Source organism: Clostridium sp. HGF2, from assembly GCF_964240115.1.
GTDB lineage: Bacteria > Bacillota_I > Bacilli_A > Erysipelotrichales > Erysipelotrichaceae > Clostridium_AQ > Clostridium_AQ innocuum.
The window spans coordinates 1-8,600 of sequence record NZ_CAXSSO010000022.1; the positions used below are offsets into that span (position 1 = coordinate 1).

Annotated in this window: 11 protein-coding genes; 1 reads left to right on the plus strand and 10 read right to left on the minus strand. The window is 39.3% G+C overall.

All coding sequences use genetic code 11. The annotated features are described in order from the left end of the window. Nucleotides 1–103: 103 nt before the first annotated feature. From ACESPQ_RS20675 to ACESPQ_RS20700, 6 genes are all read right to left on the minus strand, one after another. Nucleotides 104–487 (minus strand): PTS glucitol/sorbitol transporter subunit IIA, encoded by a 384-nt coding sequence (locus tag ACESPQ_RS20675; RefSeq protein ID WP_009270157.1) that lies wholly within the window; start codon nucleotides 485–487, stop codon nucleotides 104–106. Between the two features lie 6 nt (nucleotides 488–493). Next, complete coding sequence (locus ACESPQ_RS20680) at nucleotides 494–877, minus strand: PTS sorbose transporter subunit IIB (RefSeq protein ID WP_082420149.1); 384 nt, start codon at nucleotides 875–877, stop codon at nucleotides 494–496. A gap of 79 nt (nucleotides 878–956) precedes the next feature. Further along, nucleotides 957–1,505, minus strand: a complete 549-nt coding sequence (locus ACESPQ_RS20685; RefSeq protein ID WP_009270155.1) for a PTS glucitol/sorbitol transporter subunit IIB — start codon at nucleotides 1,503–1,505, stop codon at nucleotides 957–959. Between the two features lie 20 nt (nucleotides 1,506–1,525). Beyond that, nucleotides 1,526–2,065: a PTS glucitol/sorbitol transporter subunit IIC gene (gene srlA / locus ACESPQ_RS20690; RefSeq protein ID WP_009270154.1), complete on the minus strand. Its 540-nt coding sequence runs from the start codon at nucleotides 2,063–2,065 to the stop codon at nucleotides 1,526–1,528. A 13-nt stretch (nucleotides 2,066–2,078) separates the two neighbouring features. Next, on the minus strand, nucleotides 2,079–2,474 hold the full coding sequence (locus tag ACESPQ_RS20695; protein ID WP_109771719.1) for a transcriptional regulator GutM: 396 nt from the start codon (nucleotides 2,472–2,474) through the stop codon (nucleotides 2,079–2,081). Continuing rightward, entirely contained in the window at nucleotides 2,471–4,324 is a 1,854-nt protein-coding gene (locus tag ACESPQ_RS20700) for a BglG family transcription antiterminator (protein WP_373144869.1), read from the minus strand. Before ACESPQ_RS20700 ends, ACESPQ_RS20695 begins: the two co-directional genes overlap by 4 nt. 143 nt (nucleotides 4,325–4,467) lie before the next feature. Here ACESPQ_RS20700 and ACESPQ_RS20705 point away from each other — a divergent pair, with 143 nt between their 5' ends. Further along, nucleotides 4,468–5,268 carry a ChbG/HpnK family deacetylase gene (locus ACESPQ_RS20705; protein ID WP_373144871.1) on the plus strand — a complete coding sequence of 267 codons (801 nt, stop codon included), beginning with the start codon at nucleotides 4,468–4,470 and terminating at the stop codon, nucleotides 5,266–5,268. A 183-nt stretch (nucleotides 5,269–5,451) separates the two neighbouring features. Here the strand turns inward: ACESPQ_RS20705 and dapA are convergent, their stop codons facing one another. From dapA to ACESPQ_RS20725, 4 genes are all read right to left on the minus strand, one after another. After that, nucleotides 5,452–6,339 carry a 4-hydroxy-tetrahydrodipicolinate synthase gene (gene dapA / locus ACESPQ_RS20710; RefSeq protein WP_002606856.1) on the minus strand — a complete coding sequence of 296 codons (888 nt, stop codon included), beginning with the start codon at nucleotides 6,337–6,339 and terminating at the stop codon, nucleotides 5,452–5,454. 20 nt (nucleotides 6,340–6,359) lie between these two features. Beyond that, entirely contained in the window at nucleotides 6,360–6,827 is a 468-nt protein-coding gene (locus ACESPQ_RS20715) for a PTS sugar transporter subunit IIB (RefSeq protein ID WP_002606855.1), read from the minus strand. Next, the gene (locus tag ACESPQ_RS20720; RefSeq protein ID WP_002606854.1) at nucleotides 6,824–7,909 is read right to left on the minus strand and encodes a PucR family transcriptional regulator; all 1,086 of its coding nucleotides are present in this window, start codon (nucleotides 7,907–7,909) and stop codon (nucleotides 6,824–6,826) included. Before ACESPQ_RS20720 ends, ACESPQ_RS20715 begins: the two co-directional genes overlap by 4 nt. A gap of 163 nt (nucleotides 7,910–8,072) precedes the next feature. Beyond that, a complete protein-coding gene (locus ACESPQ_RS20725; protein ID WP_002606853.1) occupies nucleotides 8,073–8,486 on the minus strand; it encodes a PTS sugar transporter subunit IIA in 414 nt (137 codons plus the stop codon). Nucleotides 8,487–8,600: the final 114 nt, after the last annotated feature.

Sequence of the window (8,600 nt, forward strand, 5' to 3'; positions counted from 1 at the left end):
ATGTACCTCCAGACCCTTGGACTTCATTCGCTCCACCTGATCCAGACCGTAATTCGCAAACCCTCTCGGGGTTATCACTACTTTCATACCCCTTCTCCTCACTTTATGATTTATCCTGCATGCTGGCTGATTTTACAGCGATTATGGAATCCTTATGCAATTCATGTGTCAAAGGCTCTTTCAAATAAATACTACCTCCAAGGATTTCGCTTTCATCATACTGAAAATGCAAGGTAATATGACCAAGATTTTTGAAATTCTCATTAGCCACACTTCCTACTTCTTCAATCGTATATACATATCCGTCAATCAATAGTAAATCTCCCGACTGTATTTCTTCATAAAGCTCATGTGAATTTAAAATAAAGCAGTATTGACGGAGATCTTCCGGTGCCATATCTCCAAAGAAAAGTATCATATTTTCTTTTACAAAGCCTATAGCATCGGAACCAACTTCCTTCACCCTCGTATTTACTTTGAAATCCATAGGCACTTACTCCTCCAATAGCTGTATCTGATGATCTTTTGTAACTCCAGATACATATATTTCCGGAGTGATGAATTTAGCAAACGGCCCTGCTTTTCCCGTATTTCTAGTATTCACAGTTGGAATGCCTTTTTGCGGATAAACACCACAGCGCACAACACCTCCACAGTCTACGATTGCCACAGCTATCTCCTCATCCGGAACCTTCGTCTTAAATCCATTAACAGGAATCAAGCCTGTCAGTTCAACAATGCGCTTTAATATAGCCGGTTCATTTCCTCCAGTTATATACATCACTTTATTTTTTTTATCTGTAGGCTTAATCACTAACGGGCCGCCATAACCACCACTGCCCTTTGTAATTATAATCTGGTTCATCATTTCCTCCATTCTCTTGCTGTACGCAAGCATACATATTATTAACTGCTCATTTTACAAAGCTTTATTTCTCTTATACGCTACAATCCTTTTAATACAAACCGATGGAAAGTAAATATCCTATAAGCACTCCCAGTGGACCGGTTACTACCCTTGCCATTAAAATAGACGGCACACCAATCTCAATCGTTTCAGGATCGGCATCCGCCAGACTTAATGCTACCGGAAGAAAATCCGCTGCGACCTGTGAGTTGATGGCAAACAGCGCAGGCAGAGAGAGCTGTGGTGAAATATTACCACTTCCGATTTCGGTACCGATAAGTACACCTACAACCTGTGCGATTACAGCTCCCGGTCCTAAGATAGGTGACAAAAACGGCATACTGCAAATAAACGATAATACGAACAAGCCCGGAAGTGTACCGGCAAGCGGTGTCAGAAAATGCGCTATGATATCTCCTATCCCTGAAGTAGAAATAATACCTACCAATGCTGATACAAAAATCATGAAGGGAAGCACTGTATGCAGAATCATATCGACAGTATCTCTTCCTGCTTGAAATAATACAGCAGTTACATTACCAAAGCCGTTACCAAACTTCGTTGCTATATTTGAAACCATATCTATAAATTTATTCATACACTCATTCAACCGCCTTTCTATTCCCCGTTATGCAACGCTTTCCGTTTTCTGTTCAACATCATTTTATATACCTTTTCTGTAATAATACCCCTGCATAAGCCCAACAGAATTCCAGCCAGCAAATAGCGTACAGCTAATTCCGTAGTCCCTAAGCCAAGCTTGGTTATACCCTGTGCCACACCGAGAAATACAAACAATTCAGCCGGGTTTGTGTGTGGAAATAATCCTGTAAACGGATGTCCCATACCTGTCAGAGAATCACAATATGCCGGTTTATATTTCTCATCCAATAGTTTTCCCATAGCAAAGTTGGTGGGTGAGCCCATTGTAAAGGTAAATACAATAGGCAGTAAAGAATAACGTATGAGCACACTCTTTCCTGCATATTTAGAAATCTTTGCAACCCGTTCCTCACCAATCAGAGCCATCAATGCGTTTAATACTGTGATAATAACCGCAAGCAGTGGTAATATCCCTGTGATATTTCCAACCAGCGTTTCCGCTCCGGCTTTAAATAACCCTATAAAGCCTTCCGCAAATTCAACAATTACATCCATAAATTCATCTCCTTTAACAATAATTCATAATATTCTCAGCAGCATTCTGCAGAGCACGAAACCCCTTTTCCCCTACTTTTCCTTTAAGATAATTCTTATGATGTTCAAGTTCTGCGATATCCACCTCCTCTTCCAAATTCACGCGCTTCATCCTAGCCGTTACAAGCAAACCGTCCAGCATATAGAATTCCTGTATCATGTTTCTATGATCTGTCACTAGAATCACAACAGGATTACAGCCAATTTTTTTCTTACGATTCATTCCAATGAAATATTCTCCCTTATATTTATCCGTTAATTCAAGATATTGCTTTGTTATATGCTTCATTTGCAGATATGACAAATAGAACTGCAGTAAATACGCAGCCACAAATAGTCCTGCTATCACCATTACATCCCGTGAACTCATAGATTACCTTCTTTCTCCAATTTCTCAATGACTGTTCTCAAATCGCTTCTTTGTTGTGAGGCTTCTGAAAACTGATTGATAATATCAAAAATATAGTCATAAATCTGAACGATTAGAAATTCCTTTCCATCGCGTACATTCTCCGGTATTCCAATTAAACAAATAAGCTGATACTGCTGCTTTTTCTTTGCGGAAAGATATAGCGTCATACTTAATAGATATTTATTCTGACCCTTTAGAATTGCATGCGGCATATAAGCTGATACATAGCTGAATTTTTTTTCATCCAATGTAAGTATGACATCTTTGAATTCCTTGTTGATAAGCTCCTGCTTGTAAAGATTTGCAAGTATATCAACGATATTCTGATTATATGCATGTATTCGATCATTCACTTCGATAATATTTTTATGATAGACAATATCACTGTTCGCAAGCAAGGTTCTCTGTTCTCCCTGATTTACAATATGTGCAATGTATTCTGAATCAAAAATATTAGATAAAAGTATAATCGGTATTCTGCTGTCTATGTATATAGGGTTAAGCGTGAAGATTGCATTTATTTCTTCCGGATTGAGTTCACTGATTTGCGACTCTTCTATTTCAATGAATTCACAGCCTTCATAAAACATGAGTCGAATGCGGTCCTCCACTAATTTCGAAATGGATCTCCCAGTGGAACGTACAACACCGAATTTTTTAGAAGCATTGTACTTCTTCTGTATCGCCATTTGGAAATACAATGCCAGATATGCGATTTCCTGTGCGTTGATATGTACCTGAAGCTTTTGTTCAAGCACATCGCATGCACTTTTTGAAATTTGATATGCAAATGGATAATTCGCTTCTATTTTCTCATCCATGGATACAGACGGCGGCATATGAAACAGGATGCGATTGATCATATAGGAGAGATGACTTTTAATTTCCTCATCTATGAAAACCTTATCCAGATAAAATTGATATTCCGTATAAATCCTATCCAGCATATTTTCCAGCATTTGATCCACTTCACTTTTTTCATTACGCGGTCTTTTTGTCGAACCAAGATAAAGAGGAAAGCACAGAAATTCAAAATCATAATCATTGATTTCAACCAATGCAGAAATACCGGCTTTTAATTCAACAAGTAGTGGATCCTCCTGATAGGAGCTGTGAAAATATGCTGTGGATTGCAGGACATGCTGATTGAAACCGCATCGTATTATCGTTATCTGAATCACTCTTTCGAATATTTCCTTTGTGTGCTGATCTATCATGAAATGATTGGCTATTTCTTCGATTAAATACAGAATTCTATTATGTAAACACACAGGATGAGCTTGACTGTCCCTATACAGCTGAAAGAAATGATTTAATATAAACAGCCTGATATTAGTTTCATTCCCATTGATTGTAATTCCCTTTTTTGTAATTCCTTTAATTGATAGCTGGTATGCGCTGATACTATGTTTTACAACGCTCATATCTTTGATCAAGGTACTTCTGCTGATAAATAAATCCTCAGCAAGTCGTTCAAGACTGACATACCCTTTCCCTTTATCCTTATATCGTATCAGTCTGTTAACAATCTGATTATAGCGCTCCTCTTTTATGTTTCTGTCCAGTATATTGTCTTTCTTATCCATAAGTGCAAAAAGCTTTTCCTTATCCTTAATTTCAGCTTTCACCACTTCTTTCTTTTTTTCAATACGAAGAATCCCGCGCATATTATATTGTAAATCGTGTAGTGCTGCATCCAGTTCTTCTTTATTACAGCCTGTTTGATTCAGCAGCTGAAAATAACTGCACTTGTTCTGATTCGATAGTAGAAATTTTAATATCATATACTGGTTTCTAGTTATGACCATTCTGCAACACCGCCTTTCTTTGTGTCTTCATTATAGCCCGGTTACTCAGGCTTAATAGGTTCTACTTTTCATCAAAATTCATGTAAAAAGATATACTAATACCAATCAGCTTTTCTTTTATAATTCCTATAGGAGGTATGCGTATGAAAATAATTATAAATGCAGATGATCTGGGACATACGAAAGAGTCCAATTATGGTATTCTAAAAGCTTTTGAACGGGGATATGTCACACAGACAACACTAATCGTTAATTCAAGAGGGAGCAGAGAGGGTGCGGCTATTGCACATAATTATGGTTTTCAAGACAAGACGGGACTTCATCTGAATTTGAGCGAGGGATTCCCTTTAACGGATGATATTAAGCAATATTCAAAATATGTAAAAAATGGTGAATTCTGTTATATACCTGAATTCATGAGGAAAGAGTCTTATACAAAATCTCCCCTTTATACATACAGAGATTCTGTCTCATCACCCGCATTTAAAAAGGAAGTCTTTGCATTACGAAAGGAATTGGAAGCGCAGATTCAAAGGTTCATAGCTTTTGGATTTACCTGCCGGCATATAGATTCACATTGTAATCAGCTTGTTGATCTCCCTGTCTGGCTTGCTGTCAGACCACTTTTACTCCGATATGGATTTACATCGATTCGCGGCATATATCATAGCTTTCTAAGTGACGACATATATAATCATATTTACGCTACCTGGCTGCAATCTGAATTACAGTCAACAGGTCTAAAGCATCTTTCTTATATTTCAAGTATCCCTAAATATTTGAAATATAAGCAGCGATTATCAGGTGAATCAATCATTGAGCTGTATGTACACCCAGTTCTTTTCGATGATGTTCTCATAGACAATTTTACAGGTGGTATCTCCTTAGATGATAATATTTCACAGCTTTCCACTTATAATCCATATACATATTTTCAATTATAAGTGTATATGAATCAATCTGATTGTAGATAATGCCTTTTTAAATTACAACTTGTAAATATTTCCAAATACACTTCAAACAAATCCTAAAAAAGGAATTCAATATCTATGGATGAACACCAATAGTTTGAATTCCTCTTTTCTTAAACCTTATTTAAGCATATCCCAAAAGGATACAGGTCTTTTTTATAATAAATGATAATGCTGCAGCATCTCTTTGATTTTCTCATCATCCTGTGCACTGCATTCCAGTACCGGCTTTCTTGCCGGTCCGATTTCCGCAATCCCTGCCAGCTCTGCCGCACGCTTCATGACAACCGGTACCGTTCCCAGCTTCAATACGCCGCGCAGTACATCAATGTCCTTCTGCAGTTCCTCTGCTTTTTCTGTTTCTCCCTTACGCAGTGCCCTGTCCAGCTCCACCAGCACCTCCGTTATCACATTGGAGGTTCCTGCCACGGCACCGCTTGCCCCCAAAGCATAGCCATAGCTGATTTTGGAATCCGAACCGATCAGCAGATCAAAATCATCCCGCTTCGCAAGCTCTGCGTATGCCTTCAGATTTTCTTCCTTTCCGCTGCTGTCCTTGATACCGCGAATGTTTTCTACCTCTGCCAGACGTCCCACGACCTCTGCGCTTAAGTTACAGCCTGTTGCCTTTGGGATGTTGTAGAGAATGATGGGAATACTTACACTTTCCGCAACCGCTGTGAAATGCTGTACCAGCTCTTCCTCTGTCGGTGTCAGAAAATACGGTGTGATGACACTCAGAGCATCCGCACCCAGCTCCTCCATCTTCTTTGACAGACGGATGGTTTCCTTTGTGCTGCATGCCCCTGTCCCTACATAGACCGGCACACGGTGGTCAACCATCCCGATCACCTTTTCGGCAAATTCTATTTTTTCCGCTTCCTCGATCACATGAAACTCTCCATTGCTTCCAAGGATGAAGATTCCCTTAACGCCCTTAGCGATCAAATGATCGATCAGCTGCTTTGTCGCTTCATAGTTGATACTCTGTTCCTCATCACGATGAAACGGTGTTACGATTGGTGTTATAATACCGTCAAACATAAATATTTGTCCTCTTTTCTTTATTTTTTAAAGATCGAGTAATCCTTATTGTCAAAGGGCGCCGTCTGAAAGAACATACGGATTCCCTGACTCTGGATATAACGGATCTTTTCAATATCTTCTTCACTGAAATAATCCGAGAGGCTTTTGATCATCATACGGCTTGCCGGATACGGCATTTGAATTTCCTTCGTACGGAAACCCGCTTTCACTGCATCACAGGCAACACTTAAATTAGGAAAAATAACCATTGCCTTAATATTGCGTCCTTCATTGATATATTCAAGAAATTGTTCTATGGAGAAAATTTTAACTTTCATGGTCTTGGGAAGACAAAGCTGCATTACATCAGCAATAAATGGATCATTCACATAATCCGGATCAACAATCAGTACATTGTCTGCATCGATAAACTGATTCCAGTTCAAAGCAACTGTCGCATGCAGTAATCGTTTGTCTATCCGTGCAAGTTTGATTTTTGTACTCATGCTTCATCACCTACTTGAACTCGTTTCTGATATTCTCTCAATGCATAGGATATCAGCATTAAGAGAACCTTTCCCTGAAAACTTCCCCGGACATCTATCTGAAAAACTTCCTCATATTTCTTAAGCTTATATATCAATGTATTTTTATGCAGAAACAGATCGTCTGCGGCTTGTGTCAGATTGAAATCATTCACAAACAGTTTATCGCAGATGTCCACCATTTCCTCAATATCGACACCTTTTCCGCATTCCCTATAATAATCAAACACATCCCTGATATCATCCACCGCTACCTTTGACAGAAAATAGTCATAGAGATAATCGGAGAAAAATACCGGGACATCCTTCTCGTATGTTACATGGTTCTTCAGCCATAGACAATTCTGATAGCTGATTGCATACTGCCGCAGCTTTTTCTGAATGGAACCGACAAAGTAATAACAGTCTGTCATCTCCCATTCCCGCAGACTGCGGATATAGTCACGTATAAACGGCTTGAAATCTGTCGATGACTGGCAAGTTTCCGGCAAATCCTTGAAGATCAGCAGGCATTTGCTATTCAACAGAGAATAGATGATTTCCTTACTGTCCGGCTTCATTTTCAATCGCATGACATCCTTTGTATTGAATCCTTCATTATGAACCACATAAATCGCCACCCTTGGTTTATTTTTATCTATTTCCAGTTCATCCAGAAGGCTTAACACATGATTCATATCAAAGTTTTCCGTATTCAGTATATACTTCACCAGCTCGTCATCCTTAGTGACCTTCTGGTTTAAGGTTTTCTGATTGATTTCATACATCAGCCGTACGGTAAGGGATTCATTCAAAAGCTTACTGATCATCGGCAGATTTTCATCATTGCCACTCACCCACAGGAAGCCGAAATCCTGTCCCTTTACACGTACTTCAAAAAATGCATTGTGCTTATCCGGACGGTTTACATCAATCTGCCGTCCGATTTCCGCTTTATTACTGCATAATGTCACTGTCATATTATCATTCACAAGCCCAATCGTATAGCGATTGTTTTCCTGAACGACATTTATAAACTCCTCAAAAACTTCACCTATCAGCATATGATCTCTCCTTTCGCAAGAGTTGAACTCTCATGAAGTCTGACATCTTCCCTGTATGCCAATAGTACCACACGGTAAACCAGAATAATATATCCCCTTCTGCATGATAGTGCTTTCATGGAAATTATAATTCATATGACAGGGTTTGTCCAGACAGCTTTGTTCAGGATTCCAGCTGTGTATTCGTATGAACACAGCTGGTTTGCAGAGTTTCCATCGTTTCCCTCAGCAGTGCCTCCTCATCGAGATCCGCTTCATCCATATTGGAAAGCTTCAGATACAGATCGATCAGCATTGGAAGGTTCAGTCCGGTAAGCACGGGGTAGTGATACTTTCTGCTCATGACGGTAAATACATTGCATGGAGTTCCGCCATACAGATCCACAAGGACAATGGTAAAGCCTTCCTTGGTGCACATGGTTTCATCCGCAAGCTTCATGTAGTCCTCAAAGGAATATTCCGGAAGCAGAGAACAGCATTGTACATTTTCCAATGCTCCTGCAATCATTCTCGCAGAGTTTACAAGCTCCTCTCCGAATCTTCCATGTGTTCCGATTACAATATTAAATTTTTCCATAGCTCCTCCTGTTTATTTTTGCAGCTCTTTGATACTTTTACCAAGACTTCCGCCCGGATGCCATTTCACATACTGGTTTAAATCCAGCTTCTTCGCTTCCTGCAAGACTACGCT

What these genes read in the sequence shown, in the direction of transcription:
- ACESPQ_RS20705 (WP_373144871.1), top strand. Translation starts at nt 4,468, where the DNA reads ATGAAAATAATTATAAATGCAGATGATCTGGGACATACGAAAGAGTCC.
- srlA (WP_009270154.1), bottom strand. Translation starts at nt 2,065, where the DNA reads ATGGATGTAATTGTTGAATTTGCGGAAGGCTTTATAGGGTTATTTAAA.
- ACESPQ_RS20675 (WP_009270157.1), bottom strand. Translation starts at nt 487, where the DNA reads ATGGATTTCAAAGTAAATACGAGGGTGAAGGAAGTTGGTTCCGATGCT.
- ACESPQ_RS20695 (WP_109771719.1), bottom strand. Translation starts at nt 2,474, where the DNA reads ATGAGTTCACGGGATGTAATGGTGATAGCAGGACTATTTGTGGCTGCG.
- ACESPQ_RS20685 (WP_009270155.1), bottom strand. Translation starts at nt 1,505, where the DNA reads ATGAATAAATTTATAGATATGGTTTCAAATATAGCAACGAAGTTTGGT.
- ACESPQ_RS20680 (WP_082420149.1), bottom strand. Translation starts at nt 877, where the DNA reads ATGGAGGAAATGATGAACCAGATTATAATTACAAAGGGCAGTGGTGGT.
- dapA (WP_002606856.1), bottom strand. Translation starts at nt 6,339, where the DNA reads ATGTTTGACGGTATTATAACACCAATCGTAACACCGTTTCATCGTGAT.
- ACESPQ_RS20725 (WP_002606853.1), bottom strand. Translation starts at nt 8,486, where the DNA reads ATGGAAAAATTTAATATTGTAATCGGAACACATGGAAGATTCGGAGAG.
- ACESPQ_RS20715 (WP_002606855.1), bottom strand. Translation starts at nt 6,827, where the DNA reads ATGAGTACAAAAATCAAACTTGCACGGATAGACAAACGATTACTGCAT.
- ACESPQ_RS20700 (WP_373144869.1), bottom strand. Translation starts at nt 4,324, where the DNA reads ATGGTCATAACTAGAAACCAGTATATGATATTAAAATTTCTACTATCG.
- ACESPQ_RS20720 (WP_002606854.1), bottom strand. Translation starts at nt 7,909, where the DNA reads ATGCTGATAGGTGAAGTTTTTGAGGAGTTTATAAATGTCGTTCAGGAA.